Raw genomic sequence first — 14,500 nt, forward strand, 5'->3', positions numbered from 1 at the left:
ACATGTCCACACCCACCCTGCCTCCCCTCTCCCTGCCCCAGACCTTGGACGTCGTCAACGTGGGCCTGCCTCTCTTCGCCGACGCAGTGGCCCGGCAGGACGTCCCGGTCATGCAGGTGGACTGGAGGATTCCCGGCGGCGGCGACCCGCGCGTCGTCGCCGCGCTCCGGCGTACCTTCGGGCCGTACGCCGCCGGCATCGACGCCGCCAACGCCGAGGTCTTCCGGCGCCTCGACCGCGGTGCGCCCCAGCTGGTGGACGTGCTCCCCGCAGCTCAGGTCGTTCCCGTGCTCGCCGAGGGCCGCACCCTGCTGCACAGCGGACCGCCGATCACCATCGAGCGGACCGCCGATCCACTGCGACGTTCGATGCGGGCGGCCGCATGCGCCGAAGGCTGGGCGGCCACGCCGGAGGAGGCCGACCGGATGCTGAGCAGCGGCGAGATCCGGATCGAGTCCGCGAACGTGCACGGCGTCGTCGTGCCCATGGCCACCTCGATGGGACCGACCACGCCGATGTGGGTGATCGACCTGGCGGACGCCGGGATCCGCACCCATGCGCCGATCGGCCAGGGCTCCGGTGACGTCGCCTGGTTCGGGAAGGACTCGCCGGGAGCCATCGAGCGGCTGGTCCTGCTCCGCGAGGTCGCCGGGCCCGTGCTGGCGGACGCCGTGCGGACCATCGGACCGATCGACGTGATGTCGCTGGCGGCCCAGGCGGTCGCGATGGGCGACGACGTCCACGTTCGCACGCAGGCCGCCACGAACCTGCTGCTGCGCACGCTGCTGCCGGGCCTGGTAGCGAGCGAGCATCCGCGCAAGGTGGAGGCGGCGACGTTCCTGTCCGCCAACTACCTGCTCTTCCTCACGCTGGCGATGGCAGCGGCACGATCACTGACGACGTGGGCGGCGCAGGTGGAGGGCAGCTCGGTGGTGGCCGGGATGGCCCGCAACGGCACCGACTTCGCGGCCTGGCTGACCGGATCCGGGTCGACCTGGCATGTGACGGCCGCGCCGCCGGTGGGCCGAGCGCTCTACCAGCCCGGGCGCGGCGCGGCCGATGCCGCGCCCGACATCGGGGACAGCGCGGTCCTGGAGCTGGTCGGTCTCGGCGGCGCATGCGCGGCCGGATCGCCCGCCGTGGCACAGATGGTCGGCGGCACGATGGCCCACGCGGCCGAGCTGACTGAGGCACTCGACAACGTCAGCGTGGGCAACTCGAGCCGGTTCACCATTCCGGTCTGGGGCATGCGGGGATCGCCCGTGGGGGTCGACGTACGCCGCGTGGTCGAGCTGGGTATCACACCGAGCGTGACCACCGGGATCCTGCACGTCTCGGACGGCAGCGGTCAGGTCGGCGCCGGCGTCGCCGAGGCGCCGATCCAGCCGTTCATCGACGCGCTGCTCGAGCTGGACGCGCGGCTGACCGCCGGAGCCTGAGCCGGTACCGGTGGCTGGGCCCGGCTCGGGCTCAGCTGCCGGCGATCTCCACAGTGGGCCGCTGGGCCAGTGTGTTGGAGACGTAGCAGACCCGGTTGGCCGGCTCCAGGAGCGGCTCCAACTGCTCCCGGGGCAAGGCCGAGGCGACCACCAGCCTGATCTCGGAGAAGCGAGCGCCCTCGTACTCTCCCACCGCGGTGACGCTCAGGTCCGGCAGGTCGATCCCGCGCTTGCCTGCTGCCCAGTTGAGGGCGAGGGCGTAGCAGGAGGCGGCAGCGCCGAGGAGGTACTCCGTCGGCATCGGCGCCGTGTCGGTGCCGCCGGCAGAGGCCGGCTCGTCGACGCCGAAGACGAAGTCGCCGCTGGTCACTGTCGCCCGCCAGCCGCCCTCCCAGCGGGCAACGACCGGCGCCGATGGTCCTGACCTGGCCATGCTGGTTCCTCTCCTTCGGATGTTGCCTGTCACGACGGGGCTCGCCCATGACTTCGGGGCCCGGTCGCAGCGACCGGGCCCCGAAGACGTGGTGTGCTCACCGGGTCAGCTGTAGAGCCTGTCGAAGTTGTCGTAGAAGATCATGTCCGCGATCTCCCGCGAGCCGGTGGCATCGATCATGCGGTGATACTCGCCGGCGAAGTCGCCCCACGGCTGGTCCGTCGCGAACAACACCCGATCGCCACCGATACCGCGCTTGTCGATCTCGTTCGCCAGCCAGTTCGGCGCGAACCCGATCGCCCAGGTGAGATCGGTGTAGACCTTCTTGCCCGATTCGATCCAGTCGAAGAAGCGGCCGCCAATGAGCTTGATGTGGCCGCTCATGCCGCCACCGAAGTGCACCAGGTGGATCGGCACCTCGTCGGCGTACCGGTCCACGAGCTCACCGATCCTGTCGATGTCGGAGGCCGCGCCCGGGGAGGTGTGGACGTGCACGATCAGGTCCTTCTCCTTGGCCTTGGCGAAGACCTTGTCCAGCTGGGCCAGACACTCCGGGTCGTCGACCGCGCCGCCGAGCAGGAAGCTGAACTTCAACGCCTTGATCCCGGGTTCGCCGGCAAGCGCCAGTGCGTTCTCGGTGAACTCCGCATCCTGCGGCCGGGGCGAGGCCCAGAGCGCACCCCGGAGCCGATCGTCCTTGCCGACGGCCTCGACGACGAACTCGTTGAGGGCGAAGGAGTGCTTCGGGTCCGGCACCCCGTAGTTCGGGATGATGAGTGCGCGCTCGGTGCCTTCCGCGTCGAGGTCGGCGATCAGCTCCGCGATCGTCGCCCGGGCATTCTGGTCGGGATTGACCGGTGGGCCGCCGTAGAAGGGGAACGCCGGCAGGACTCCGACATGCCGGTGCGCGTCGGCATGACGCTTGGGAGCCTTCGCCATCACATGGTCCAGGTGTTGAGCTGGAAGTGCTTGTCACGCCACGCCGTGAGCGCGGAGTCCAGCACGTCCAGCGGGTTGAACGCCTTCACACCGGGGATCAGGTCGTTCTCGCGCATGCCGTACAAGGCACCCATCGCGAACCGGCAGGCGTAGATGGTGGCGCCCTCGTCCATCAGGATCTTGAGCTGCTTGTTGACCGAGAGGTTGCCGGGGAAGCCTTCCGTGCCCACCGCCGGATAGCCGCGACCGGCAGCGGCGAGCAGCACCGCAGGGCCGTAGAGGACGATGGTGAGCTCGAACCCCTTGCGCTGGAGTCGGGTGGAGGTCATGAGGTTGACCAACGAGACCGAACCTTCGAAGGGAACCGAGTGGATGAAGACCGTCGCCTTCTCACCCTCGTTGGCCTGAATGTCGGGGAACACCTTCTCGCTGGTGTCCCAGTTGACGTCTCCTTCTTTCGGAGTCTCGACGAATACGGTCTGGCTGGACATGAGTGCGTACTCCTATGGGTCGGGTTTGCTGGATGACTTCGTGGGGCCGAGTCAGAGAGCGTCAGGAGGCTCGGTCGCGGGGTGGCTTGGAGGTCAGCTCCCCGAAGCCCGTGACCGCCGGGCCGCGGAGGGGAGCCTGTTTGACCCACCTCTTCTGATGGCTGCCGGGCATCTTCGCGATGATCGCGTTCCGCAGGCCGGCGGGAAGGAGATAGAAGAGAGGGACGTAGATGCGACGCCAGAAGATCTCGACTCCGCGCGGCGGAGCGGGCCGAGTGGTCCCGAGCCGACGGGCCACCTTGTCCTGGGCGTCGATCATCAGGTAGTGCTCGGAGGTGCTCCGCACCCAGCGCGTGAATCCCATGGCTCAGCCCTTGAGGTTCGCCAGGGCGTTCTGGGCGGCGGTTGCGATCGGCTCGCCGAGGGCGCCGATCGGAGGGCTGTAGACGTTCTCCATGGTGGCCAGCTCCCTGAGGGTGATGCCGGTCCGGACCGCCATCGCCAAGAAGTCGCAGCGCTCCTTGATGCCCTCGCCGCCGACCAACTGGGCCCCGATCAGTCGCAGGCCCTCGGGCTCGGCTAGCAGCTTCACCTTCACCGGCTTCACGTCCGGGTAGTAGCGAGCTCGCGAGATGCCCTGCCCGTTGCCGACCACGAAGGGGATGCCGAGCGCTGTGGCCAGCGTCTCGCTGAAGGAGACCCCGCCGATCATCCACTTGCCCGCGACCATGCCCCAGGGGACGTAGACGGCCTGGTACTCGCGCTCACCGCCGGCAGCGTTGGTGCCCGCGACCTTGCCCTGGGCGTAGGCGTGGCTGCCGGACAGGCCTTGGATGGGCACGTTGGAGACACCATGGGGGATCTCGGTGCAGTCCCCGCAGGCGAAGACGTCGGGGACCGACGTACGCATCTGTCCGTCGACGATGATGCCGCCGCTCATGCCGAGCTTGACGCCCGCCGCCTTGGCCAGCGCGGTGTTGGCGACCTTCTCGGTGGCGATGACGGCCAGGTCCGCCTTGATCTCGCCTTCATTGGTGGCGACCGCGCTCAGTTGACCGTTGGTGCCCTTGAACTCGGTGACCTTGGTGTTGAAGTGGAGCTTCGCGCCGAGCTCGAGCCATGAGTCCTCGACCGGCTTCATGATGTCGGGGTCCGTGGCCATCGACATCGACCAAGGGGCGGGCTCGACGAGGTGGGTCTCGATACCGCGGTGCGCAAGCGCGGTGACCATCTCGGCACCCAACGGCGTGGACTCGCAGACGACGGCCGACTTCACCGTGTCGAGGACCTTGTCCCACTCCATCGCTTGGCGGATGTTCTTGACGTAGTAGAGCCCGCCGAGATCGGAGCCAGGTACGGCCGGGTCGGCGTAGTTGAAGCCGGTAGCGAGGATCAGCGAGTCGTACTTCTCCGTGACACCGGTGGTCGTGGTGACCGTCTTGGCCTTGGTGTCGATGCTCGCAACGACTGTCTCGTAGCGGATGTCGATGCCCTGGTCGATGTAGTGCTGCTTGGTGGCCATGAAGAGCGAGTCGAAGCTCGCGATCTCCTTGCCGTGCACGTACGGAATGCCGCAGGGACTGTAGGCGGCATCTTCGAACTCGCTGAAGACGGTGATCTGCGCATCTGGTGCGGTGCCCTGTGCGGCACCCGCCGCGCCCATGCCAGCGGCTCCGCCGCCAACAACTATGATTCGCCGTGCCATGAAGTCGTCTCCTCGGACGTCTGAGCCAGCCGTGTTGATTATGGGGAATATTTCGTTCACCATACTGGATACCCGCTCACCGTCAAGGGGCAATCACGGAAGGCAGATCGGGGGCGCCCAGGGCCCCGCAACAAGCGGCGAGCCAGGAGGTTCCATGAGGTCACGGGTCAACGAGGTCGTGTCGAGCATCGGACCCAAGTTGAAGTCCCTGCGGAAGGTGCACGGCTACTCGCTGCAGGCTCTGGCCGAGCGCTCCGACGTCTCCGCAGCAGCGATTCACAAGATCGAGTCGAGCAGCATGGTGCCGACCATCTCCACCCTGCTCAAGATCGCAGCCGCCCTGGACAAGCCCGTCGCCTACTTCGTCGAAGAAGAGGAAGAGCTGGCTTCAACGGTGAAGATCACCGCCGACGACAGACCGGAGATCTACACCTCGCACTCCGGCATCACCCTGGGCGGGATCACCGGCCCCTACGGCAAGTTCCTCCTGGCCGGCGCCCTCGCGACCGTGATCCCTGGAGCCAGCAGCGGCGAGAAGCCGATGTACCACGCCGGCGAGGAACTGCTGTACGTCGTGTCGGGCGGCCTGGAGTTCGAGGTGAGCGGCGAGGTGTTCACCATCTCCGCCGGAGAATCGCTGCACTTCCGCACCCAGCAGCCGCACAGCTGGCGCAACCCTCACAAAGAAGATGCTGTCGCGGTCTGGATGGCCCTGCGGCCCCAGTCGGACTCCACCTACTGAACACCGACGCTATGCGTCCGCGTCGCCGCGTCGGCGAAGCTGCTCATCGATCCACAGCTTGGCGCTGCCCAGCCAGCCGGCGGCGTCGTGCACCAGTTTTCCGAGCATGTCCCCGGTCTGGCTGAACGCCTCGGTGTAGCTCTTCGCTGCCTCCTTGGCCGCATCGCTGAGCTTGGCGTCCGCGTCATCGGAACGGCGGGGATAGGCGCCGCCGACGGAGGCGGCGTACTCACCGGAGTCGACCCAGCGGCGCAGCTCCGAGGCGCGGACCACGGCGAAGGGATGGCTGCGCTGCTCGGTGATCAGCAGCTTCAGCACCGAGTCGCGGATGTTCTCGGTGTTCTCGTACTCCTGGCCCTGCGCGAAGAACGCGGTCGGATCCAGATCCTCCAGATGTCCACCGCTGGCCAGTTGCATGTGCACCCGATAGGCGGTGGCCGGGTCCTGTGTTGCCAGCAGGCCAGCACGGTCGGCGGAGAGCTCGGACTTGCGCGCCCACTCCTGCAGGGCAGCGATGATGCCTCGCGCCGCCAGACCGCCGGCAGGGATCGAGGCGAGCACCGTGCTGAACTGGAGGAGCCAGAGCAGCATGGTGCGATAGATGGCGTGCCCGGAGACGGCATGGCCCAGCTCGTGGCCGATGACGAAGCGGAGCTCCTCGGCGTCGAGCAGGTCGACCAGGGCCGAGTTGAGCACGATGATCGGCTTGTCGAGGCCGATGGTGACCGCGTTGAGGTAGGGGTCGGCGACGACGTACATCTCCGGGATCTCGTCGACGTCCAGCACGTGGGCCACGTCGAGCAGCAGTCGATGCAGCTCGGTGAACTGGCGCTCGTCGACGCGGACGCCCGACCCGAGGAAGAGGAGTCGCACCCGGCGCTCGTTGAGGAAGCCCGACATGGTCTTCAGCAGCGCGTCGAAGCCCTTGAGCTTGCGCAGCGCCACCAACGCACCCCGATCGGCAGGATGCTCCCAAGCACGGGAGCTGATCCCGCTCAGGGTGGCGCGGGAGCGGGCGGGCGGTCCAGAGGCAGCCATAGCGACAACCATGCCATGGCTCACCTCATCGGAAGATCGGATCGAGAACCGGAGGACCGAGTCGGCACCGGCCGCTGACGAACGCCAGACCGATGCCCCGGCCCAGCGAACCCGGTGAAGCGCAACCCACGCCAGCGCACCTCGCCGGCCGCCAGCGGGATCGACGCGCGCGACCACGGCTGAAGTAGCGGACATTCACGAATCGTTTCTATTACGTCACGGTTCCTCGATTTACGACTGCTTGTGCCGCCTGGTTCGACACACAGCGCCGCCGTTGACACCCAAACTGGAATCGTTAATACTCGTTCATGTCGACTCCGCACTTCTCAAGGAACTGAGCGCTGCCGGAGGCCGCGCCACACCAACTGCCTTCTGCGCGCAGAGTGAGGGATGGAAAGAGATGTCGGATTTCAAGACTCTGGTTCGTTCGGCCTGGGACGCTGCCTGGAACCACGGCGACTGCGATGCCCTGGACGCGATCGTCCACGCCGACTACGAGCTGGAGAACGCCGGCCTGGGTCGCACCTCAGGTCTCGCCGACCTGAAGAACCAAGTGCTGGAGATGCGGCTCGCCATTCCAGACCTCCGGACAACAGTCGACAAGATCGTCGTCGACGGCGACGACTTCGCGCTCTTCTGGTCGGCAACGGGAACATTCATGAACGCGTTCGGCGACGTGCCCCCGACCAGACGGGTGCTGCAGTCGCAGGGCGCGGTCCAAGGCACTCTCCGCGAGGGCCGGATCATCCGCGAGCGCGTGGCGTGGGATCCCACCGTCGACATGCTCTCCGATCTCGGCACTCCTGGGCTCGGCTCGGCCTTCGGGCGCTCGACGGGTGCCAGCGGGAGCACGGCACTCGAGATGCCCAGCATCGAGGACCTCAAGGAGTTCAACCGGAAGTTCGTCACGGGAGTCACCGTGGTGACCACGCAGGACTCCGCTGGGCGACCGCGCGGACTGGCTGTCAGTGCCTACATGCCGATCTCGTTGGACCCGCCGCTGGTGGCGGTGTGCGTGCAGAACTCGTCGTCGACCTATCCATCGCTCTTCGAGTCCGAGCACCTCGGCATCAACATCATCGCGAACACGCAACGTCTTGTCGTGGACACGTTCGCCTCCAAGTCTGACGACAAGTTCGCGGGCCTGGACTGGCACGCCGGGCCGGAGGGCTCTCCGCTCATTCGCGGCTCAGCCGCCTCGATCGAGGCCGAGATCAAAGAGCGGTTCCGGGCGAAGACGCACGTGTTGATCGTCGCCCAGGTCACCTACCTCGAGGTCTCCAACGTCGACCCGATGGTCTACAAGGCGGCCAGGTTCTACGACGGCGGCTCGCTGATCGAGATCTGACGCGCAGCGGTCGCAGAACCGGGCCCCAGTCACGACGACGGGGGCCCGGTTTGCGTCGTGGGATCAGCTCCAGTCGACGCTGTAGTAGCGCGTCTCCTGATACTCGCGCATGCCCTCGTGGGCGCCCTCGCGGCCAATCCCGCTCTGCTTCACCCCGCCGAACGGAGCTGCTGGGTCGGAGACGATGCCGCGGTTGATCCCGACCATCCCCGCATCGATCTGCTCGCCGAGCCGCAAGGCGTCCTGGAGTCGCCCGGCATAGACGTACGCCGCGAGGCCGAACTCGGTGTCGTTGACGGATTCGAGCATCTCGGCCTCGTCGGTCCAGGTAACGATCGGAGCGACCGGGCCAAAGATCTCCTCCGACAGGATCGGGGCGCCGACAGGCACGTCCACCAGGATCGTCGGCGGGAAGAACCAGCCCTTCTCGGGGACCGTGCCCTGGACGGCGATCCGCGCACCGTCGGCGACCGCGGCGTCGACCAACGTGGTCAAGGTGCCGAGGGCCTTCTCGCTGATGACCGGACCGACCTGGTTCGTCTCGTCTGCGGCCGGGCCAACGCGGAGGGCAGCGACGGCGTCGCCGAACTTCTCCACGAACTCGGCTGCGATGTCGCGGTGCACATAGAACCGGTTGGCTGCCGTGCATGCCTGCCCGCCACCCCGGAACTTGGCGATCATCGCCCCCGCAACAGCCGCGTCCACGTCGGCGTCGGCCGTGATCACGAACGGCGCATTGCCACCGAGCTCCATGCTGGCGTTGAGAACGCGGTCGGCGGCCTGCCGCAGCAGAGCACGGCCTACACCGGTAGATCCCGTGAAGCTGATCTTGCGGATCCGGGGATCCTCCAGCCAGGCGGTCACGACGGCGGCGGCATCGGTGGTCGGGACGACGTTGACGACGCCGTCAGGCACTCCCGCCTCGCGCATGATCTCGGCAAGGGCGAGTGCGGTCAGCGGGGTCTCGGCGGCAGGCTTGAGCACCACCGTGCAACCGGCGGCCAACGCGGGCGCGATCTTGCGCGTCGCCATCGCGGCGGGGAAGTTCCACGGCGTGACAAGCGCCGCCACACCTACGGGCGCGCGGGTGACCAGCGTCTTCGCCTTTCCGGCTGGAGCATCGCCATAGGTCCCCTCGCTACGGACCGCCTCCTCGCTGAACCACCGGAAGAACTCCGCCGCGTAGTTGACCTCGGCCCGGGCATCGGCAAGAGACTTGCCGTTCTCTCCGGCAATGAGGCCGACGAGCAGCTCGGCATCGCGCAGCATCAGATCGAAGCAGCGACGCAGCGTCTCGCCCCGGGTCCGCGCCGGCGTTGCTGCCCAGGCGGGGAACGCGGCGGCGGCCGCGTCCACGGCTGCCACCGCATCCAGCACGTTGCTGTCGGGAACGGTCTCGATTGCCAGACCGGTGGCGGGGTCCTGCACCTCGAAGTGGGTGTCACTCATGGTCGTCTCCAGGTAGCCGTGGGTGTTCTCGGGATACGCCAACTACTGGCCGGCGCAGCAGCGTCGGCCAGTAGTTGCTTGCGCCCGAGGCCGGGGCCAGGTCTCTGCGGCGCGGGTTGCGGTAGCAGTTGCAGTCAGCCGAGCAGCTTGCCCCGGTAGCCCCAGTTGCAGGGCTCGATGCCATGCAGGACGACCGCGGTGTCGTTCGCTGCCTCTTCGCCGAGAACGGAGCCGACGGCCTGGGTGAGTGCCTCGACCATCTTCTGGCTGAACTTCTCGTCCTCGAAACGGGTGGTGAAGAATGATGCTTCGATGTGGGCCATTGCTTTCTCTCCTTCTTTATCGATGGGTGTGGGTTCAGCAGTGGACGAAGGCGTGACTGCATGCCTTGTCCGATCGAGTCGCGGGCAGTCAGCTGCTGCCACGCTGGTTCGAAGGCGATCCGTCTTCTAGGCCCATCGCGGTCGACGCGACGCGCAGGTACTCGCCCACGTCCGTACCGGCACGTACGACGTGCCGGATGTTGTGACGCGACGTCAGGAGGCCGATGTCGCCCACCACGTCTCCGTCGACGACGACGGCGTCACCAGCCGCTCCCGGACGCAGCGACCCGAGAAGCGGTTGGTCGAGAAGGTCAGCGGCGACGGTCGTCGCCGTAGCGATCGCCTCGTCGGCGCTCATTCCGTGCTCGACGTACAGCTCGAGCTCGCGAGCATGCGCACCGAACGGGCACAACGTTCCTGACGAGTCGGTGCCCATCACGATCTTGACCCCGGCCTCTCGCGCCAGGTTGAACGACTCGATGGTTCGGTCATGCGCCTCGCGCAGGTCGGCCACCGCCTCCTCGGTCAGGCCACGGCTGGTCCCCTCCCGCTGACACCAGTCGTTGAAGGCCATGGTCGGCACGAGGAAGGTGCCGCGCTCCGCCATCTCCGAAGCCATCTCGGAATCAAGGAACGAACCGTGCTCGATGCTGTCGACACCAGCCGCAAGACTGCGACGGATACCCTCCGGCGACAGCGCATGCGCTGCCACCCGCAGGTCCATGTCGTGCGCTGTCTCGACGATGACCCGCAGCTCCGCGACCGAGTAGTTGGGCCAGTGCGGCTCTTCACCAGGCGACATTCCGCCGCTGGCCATCACCTTGATGAAGTCGGCGCCCGCCCTCGCCTGGAGGCGGACCATCTTGCGACACTCCTCGATCCCGTCCGCCGTGTCGAGACGCTCACGTCGGGTGTAGCGCGGATAGAAGAGGTCACCGTGACCGTTGGTCATGGTGATCCACCAGGGAGCGAGCACCAGCCGCGGGCCGACCAGCAGCCCGCGCGCAACAAGGTCGCGCAGCTCGGCCTCACCGACCCCGCGGTGACCCATCACCCGAAGCGTCGTGAAGCCGGCGGCGAGCGCCCTGTGCGCATTGCGCAGCCCGTGCAGCAGCTTGCCAGCCGGAGTCACTTGGCCACGGAAGACGTCGCTCGGTACGACGTCGTCGTGATCGGAGTTAGTGGTCAGGTGCACGTGCGCGTCGATGAGGCCCGGAAGCACGGTGCAGCCCGTCGCATCAATTCGAGGCGTCCCATCCGGCACCACACCTGGACGCCGCGGCCCGGCGTAGGCCACGCTGCCGGCACGGATGTAGATCAGCGCGTCGGGCTGGTGCTGGCCGGGTCCCGACCACAGCAGTCCGCCCTCGATCGCCACGTCAGCGCTCATCACGGTGCCTCTCTCTTCACTCCGGTGTCTCCGTCAGGGTTCCTCAGAAGGGGTGGTTCTGTCCGTCGAAGACTTCGCTCACCGACTCGTCGGTGAAGATCCGGCGGATCGAGTCCGCCAGCAGCGGGGCACACGAGAGCACGTCGATCGTGGGGGGCGCACCTGGCCCGAGCGGGATGGTGTCGGTGACGACCACGCGCTCGAACGGCGAGGCGGCAAGGTTCTCGAACGCACGGCCACTGAAGACGGCGTGCGTGGCAGCGGCGAACACTCGCTTGGCGCCGGCCGACATGACGGCGTCCCCGGCGGCACGGAGGGTGCCTGCGGTGTCGATCATGTCGTCGATCACGATGGCAGTCTTGCCGCGTACGTCGCCGATCACCGTGGTGATCTCCGCGATCTGCTGCTGAGGGCGCTCCTTGTCGAGGATCGCGAGACCGGCGCCGATCCGGTTGGCGAACTGCTTGTTGAGCTTCACCCGACCGGCGTCGGGCGCGACGATCACGAGATCGTCGTCGAGACCCGCGAAGTGTTCCGCCAGCATGCCCAGGGCCGTCATGTGATCGACCGGCACGCCGAAGAAGCCTTGCAGCTGTCCCGCGTGGAGATCCATCGTCAGCACACGGTCCACGCCTGCAGCCTCGAGAGTGCGGGCCACCATGCGGGCCGAGATCGGTTCGCGCGGCGCCGACTTCTTGTCCTGGCGCGAGTAGCCGTACCACGGGGTGACCGCCACGACCCTGTGCGCGCTGGCGCCGACCGCAGCATCGACCATCACGAGCAGCTCGACGAGCGCATCATTCGCGTTGATCCCCATCTCGGGATTGGCGCACATCGGCTGGACGAGGAAGACATCTGCACCACGGATCGACTCCTCGAACCGGCAGTAGACCTCGCCGCTGGAGAAGGTCTTGAGGGTTACGCCGCCCAGATCCACTCCGAGCTGCCCGGCGATGTCGCCGGCCAGGGACGGATTCGCCCTGCCGGCAAAGACCATCAAGTGCTTGGAATGGCGCAACTCCAGCGAGGCCGTCATCGACGGACACCTTCCTTGAAGCGCGGGGAGGGTGCCAACCCCCGGGCGAAGGCGATCATTACGTCACTCACAAAGAAACCTTTCATTTCCTCATTCAGACTCTTGGTTCAGGCATGTTCTGCAACTCTTGACGAGCGACAGGAAGATAAAGAAGAAACCTTTATAGTTGGCCCATAAGACGGCGCTGCCCGCCTTCGTAGCTACGGGGACGCAAGCGCAGCGTCGATGACCTCGGCCGTCGGCATCCCTGCACGCGCTCCCGCGCTGCCGACCGATATCGACGCAGCCGCCACGCCGCGCCGGACAGCTCCCGAGATGGTCTCCCCGGAGGCCAAGGCGGCCGCGAGCACGCCATTGAAGGTATCGCCGGCCCCGGTGGTGTCGACGACCTCGGCCACGGGTGCTGCCGGGATGTGACAGGTCGACCCGTCGGGATCGGCGACCATGACACCGTCGGCACCCAGGGTGACCGCTACGGCAGCCTTGGAAGAGTGAGCGACGGCGCTGGCCATCGCCTCGAGAGAAGTCTCGTCGGGTTCGCCGAGAGCGCGGCACAGGTCACGGAGCTCACCTTGGTTGGGCGTGAGAACCGGCGACATGCTGACGAGCCCGGCCAGCCCAGCCGCGACTGGCGCAGGGTTCAACACGCAGGGCAGGTCGTACGCACGCGCCGTCTCAACCGCCGCGACGACGGCGTCCATCGGAATCTCGGTACTGACCAGCACGCACGTGGCCCAGCCTCGAGATCGCGCAAGCACCTGGCGAACGCTCTCAGGAGAGACCACCGCGTTCGCGCCTGCGGCTACTGCGATCTGGTTCTCACCCGCGTGATCCACAACGATCAAGGCCGTCCCCGTGGCTACCCCCGGCTCCACGACCACACCGCTCACGTCGATGTTCTCGGCAACCAGCTCCGCCAACGCTCCAGTTCCCAGGTCATCGGCGCCGACCGCACCGACATAGCGCACCTCGGCACCGGCTCGCGCAGCGGCAACAGCCGCATTGGCGCCTTTGCCACCGCCATGGCGCTGCACCTCAGGCCCCACCACCGTCTCGCCGGGACCAGGCAACCTGGGCACCTTGACCACCAGGTCGACGTTCAGTGCGCCGACGACCACGACCCGCGGAGTCATGTCGACTCCTGCGGCGGGCACACGGAGTCGCGCAGGTTGACGGTCGTGGGCAGGTCGGCGACGGGTCCGACCTCCCCGGCATCCAGCAGCTCGAACAGCGCTTGCGCCGCGCGGTAGCCCATCTCGCGGGCAGGTTGGCTCACACTTGTCAGCCTCGGAGTCAGCAGGCGAGAAAGCGGGAGGTCATCGAAGCCGACGATGCTGACGTCTTCGGGGACTCGAAGCCCGACCTCGCGGCAGTGCTCCATTGCTCCGATCGCCAGCAGGTCGTTGGCACAGATGAGTGCCGTCGGACGGGGGTCGGCAGCAAGCAACTCGGCCGCGATCCGCTGCCCCGACTCCTGCTGGTAGTCGCCCGCGATCACGGGGACCGCGTCTGGGTCGAGTCCCGCACCAGCGAACGCCTCGCGGTAGCCGGCCAGCCGTTGTCGTGCCGTCCACAGAGCCATGGGTCCCCCGATGACCGCCACGTTGCGGTGGCCCTGCTCGAGGACATGGGCAGCAACCGCGCGAGCACCCTTGCGGGACTCCGCCACGATCGCCGGCAGGCCGGTGCCAGGAATCTTCTCGTCGACCAGCACGATCGGCCCAGAACGGGCGATCTCGTGGATCGCGGCCGGCAGTGACCCGGTCCCGGACAGGTAGACGACGCCGTCGACCCGCTGACGACGTAGCAACTGAGCCTGCTTCTCCTCTGGTTGCTCCGCCGCAGCGGGCGCGACGAGCACCACGAGAACATCGCGTGCCGAGGCTGCCTTCTGCACGCCTTCGGTGACCATCGCAAAGAACTGGTTGGTCAGGTCCGGAACGATCATGCCAATCGTGAACGGGCTGCGTCGCTTGAGTTTGCGAGCAGACTCGTTCGGCATGTAGTTCAACACCCGAACCGCATCAAGTACTCGCTGGCGACGCTCCGGCGCCACTGGCCCGGAATCGTTGAGCACATAGCTGACCGTGCTCAGGGAAACTTGAGCGTGAGCTGCGACGTCCTTCATCGTGGGAGGCTTACGTCTCGGCTCTGTCACGTTAGACCG

The 14,500-nt window shown here is 67.1% G+C and carries 15 protein-coding genes and 1 pseudogene; 3 read left to right on the forward strand and 13 right to left on the reverse strand.

The annotated features are described in order from the left end of the window. Positions 1 to 2 precede the first annotated feature (2 nt). Positions 3 to 1,439: an oxamate carbamoyltransferase subunit AllG family protein gene (locus DNK54_RS11305; RefSeq protein ID WP_110207104.1), complete on the forward strand. Its 1,437-nt coding sequence runs from the start codon at positions 3 to 5 to the stop codon at positions 1,437 to 1,439. A gap of 31 nt (positions 1,440 to 1,470) precedes the next feature. On the opposite strand, the gene DNK54_RS11310 is transcribed toward DNK54_RS11305, so the two are convergent. From DNK54_RS11310 to DNK54_RS11330, 5 genes are all read right to left on the reverse strand, one after another. Next, a complete protein-coding gene (locus DNK54_RS11310; RefSeq protein WP_110207105.1) occupies positions 1,471 to 1,872 on the reverse strand; it encodes an OsmC family protein in 402 nt (133 codons plus the stop codon). A gap of 105 nt (positions 1,873 to 1,977) precedes the next feature. Beyond that, positions 1,978 to 2,811 (reverse strand): amidohydrolase family protein, encoded by an 834-nt coding sequence (locus DNK54_RS11315; protein WP_110207106.1) that lies wholly within the window; start codon positions 2,809 to 2,811, stop codon positions 1,978 to 1,980. Then, the gene (locus tag DNK54_RS11320) at positions 2,811 to 3,302 is read right to left on the reverse strand and encodes an MSMEG_0572/Sll0783 family nitrogen starvation response protein (protein ID WP_110207107.1); all 492 of its coding nucleotides are present in this window, start codon (positions 3,300 to 3,302) and stop codon (positions 2,811 to 2,813) included. Before DNK54_RS11320 ends, DNK54_RS11315 begins: the two co-directional genes overlap by 1 nt. Before the next feature lie 61 nt (positions 3,303 to 3,363). Then, positions 3,364 to 3,666, reverse strand: a complete 303-nt coding sequence (locus DNK54_RS11325) for a hypothetical protein (protein ID WP_110207108.1) — start codon at positions 3,664 to 3,666, stop codon at positions 3,364 to 3,366. A 3-nt stretch (positions 3,667 to 3,669) separates the two neighbouring features. Next, positions 3,670 to 5,007, reverse strand: a complete 1,338-nt coding sequence (locus DNK54_RS11330; protein WP_110207109.1) for an FAD-dependent oxidoreductase — start codon at positions 5,005 to 5,007, stop codon at positions 3,670 to 3,672. 154 nt (positions 5,008 to 5,161) lie between these two features. On the opposite strand from DNK54_RS11330, the gene DNK54_RS11335 reads away from it, so the two are divergent. Continuing rightward, positions 5,162 to 5,749 carry a cupin domain-containing protein gene (locus DNK54_RS11335; RefSeq protein WP_162602412.1) on the forward strand — a complete coding sequence of 196 codons (588 nt, stop codon included), beginning with the start codon at positions 5,162 to 5,164 and terminating at the stop codon, positions 5,747 to 5,749. Between the two features lie 9 nt (positions 5,750 to 5,758). On the opposite strand, the gene DNK54_RS11340 is transcribed toward DNK54_RS11335, so the two are convergent. After that, positions 5,759 to 6,787: a M48 family metallopeptidase gene (locus DNK54_RS11340; RefSeq protein WP_110207110.1), complete on the reverse strand. Its 1,029-nt coding sequence runs from the start codon at positions 6,785 to 6,787 to the stop codon at positions 5,759 to 5,761. A 400-nt stretch (positions 6,788 to 7,187) separates the two neighbouring features. Between DNK54_RS11340 and DNK54_RS11345 the strand changes: the two genes are divergently transcribed. Next, positions 7,188 to 8,135 (forward strand): flavin reductase, encoded by a 948-nt coding sequence (locus DNK54_RS11345; RefSeq protein WP_110207111.1) that lies wholly within the window; start codon positions 7,188 to 7,190, stop codon positions 8,133 to 8,135. Between the two features lie 63 nt (positions 8,136 to 8,198). Here the strand turns inward: DNK54_RS11345 and DNK54_RS11350 are convergent, their stop codons facing one another. The 7 genes and pseudogenes from DNK54_RS11350 to DNK54_RS21800 all read right to left on the reverse strand — a co-directional run. After that, positions 8,199 to 9,584: an NAD-dependent succinate-semialdehyde dehydrogenase gene (locus DNK54_RS11350; protein WP_110207112.1), complete on the reverse strand. Its 1,386-nt coding sequence runs from the start codon at positions 9,582 to 9,584 to the stop codon at positions 8,199 to 8,201. A 134-nt stretch (positions 9,585 to 9,718) separates the two neighbouring features. After that, on the reverse strand, positions 9,719 to 9,907 hold the full coding sequence (locus DNK54_RS11355) for a tautomerase family protein (RefSeq protein WP_110207113.1): 189 nt from the start codon (positions 9,905 to 9,907) through the stop codon (positions 9,719 to 9,721). Between the two features lie 88 nt (positions 9,908 to 9,995). Continuing rightward, entirely contained in the window at positions 9,996 to 11,297 is a 1,302-nt protein-coding gene (locus DNK54_RS11360) for a metal-dependent hydrolase family protein (protein ID WP_110207114.1), read from the reverse strand. 43 nt (positions 11,298 to 11,340) lie between these two features. Beyond that, positions 11,341 to 12,333, reverse strand: a complete 993-nt coding sequence (locus tag DNK54_RS11365) for a ribose-phosphate diphosphokinase (protein WP_204164545.1) — start codon at positions 12,331 to 12,333, stop codon at positions 11,341 to 11,343. Positions 12,334 to 12,533: 200 nt separating this feature from the next. Beyond that, positions 12,534 to 13,466, reverse strand: a complete 933-nt coding sequence (locus tag DNK54_RS11370) for a ribokinase (protein ID WP_110207115.1) — start codon at positions 13,464 to 13,466, stop codon at positions 12,534 to 12,536. Further along, positions 13,463 to 14,281 (reverse strand): substrate-binding domain-containing protein, encoded by an 819-nt coding sequence (locus DNK54_RS11375; protein ID WP_239460046.1) that lies wholly within the window; start codon positions 14,279 to 14,281, stop codon positions 13,463 to 13,465. Before DNK54_RS11375 ends, DNK54_RS11370 begins: the two co-directional genes overlap by 4 nt. Before the next feature lie 57 nt (positions 14,282 to 14,338). Next, a pseudogene (locus DNK54_RS21800) lies at positions 14,339 to 14,461 on the reverse strand (LacI family DNA-binding transcriptional regulator); the annotation flags it as partial. Positions 14,462 to 14,500 lie beyond the last annotated feature (39 nt).

This window comes from Nocardioides daejeonensis, from assembly GCF_003194585.1.
Lineage (GTDB): Bacteria > Actinomycetota > Actinomycetes > Propionibacteriales > Nocardioidaceae > Nocardioides > Nocardioides daejeonensis.